The 552-nt window shown below is 48.0% G+C and carries 2 pseudogenes; one reads left to right on the forward strand and one right to left on the reverse strand.

Features of this window, described 5'->3' with window-relative positions:
* A pseudogene (locus R8N49_RS29580) lies at positions 1–184 on the forward strand (amino acid ABC transporter substrate-binding protein); the annotation flags it as partial.
* A 57-nt stretch (positions 185–241) separates the two neighbouring features.
* Here R8N49_RS29580 and R8N49_RS29585 read toward each other — a convergent pair.
* Positions 242–552, reverse strand: a pseudogene (locus R8N49_RS29585) (Bcr/CflA family multidrug efflux transporter); the annotation flags it as partial.

Consider the following 552-nt stretch of genomic DNA (forward strand, 5'->3'; position numbering starts at 1 on the left):
GGACAAGTTCAAACAGTTGGCGATTGTGCCTGTGAAAGCACCTCGCAGACCAACTCCAATTGCCATGTTGTTGCCACAAGACGATCAAGTCTGGATTAACTACATCAATCACTGGGTGGAGTTAAAAAAAACACAAGGCTTCTTTAAGCAGACTGCTCAGAAGTGGGGACTGAAAAGTTTATAAATGAAAAGAGCCGCTTTACGCGGCTCTTATTATGATCGGATGGACTGAAGTACAGACTTAAAGTTCATCTTCGCTGACGACGCGAGCGTTGTCAGGTGTAGTGAAATGCTTAGAGAGTTCACGATTCGACAGAATGTAACCCATCCACAAGCCACCCATACAAATGACGATTGCCACGCCCGTAACCACTTGAGCTTGGCTTGCCATCGCGGCAACTAATGCGCTCGATAAGCTGCTCACACAGATTTGCAGACTGTTCTGTAGACCTGCTGCTGTCGCTGGGCTTTGGTGTGCACTAGCGAGGGCACGGTTTACGACGATTGGGTAAAGCGCACCATTTGCAACGGCAATCAAACAGAATGGCGCAA

This window comes from Vibrio sp. 1978 (assembly GCF_033344345.1).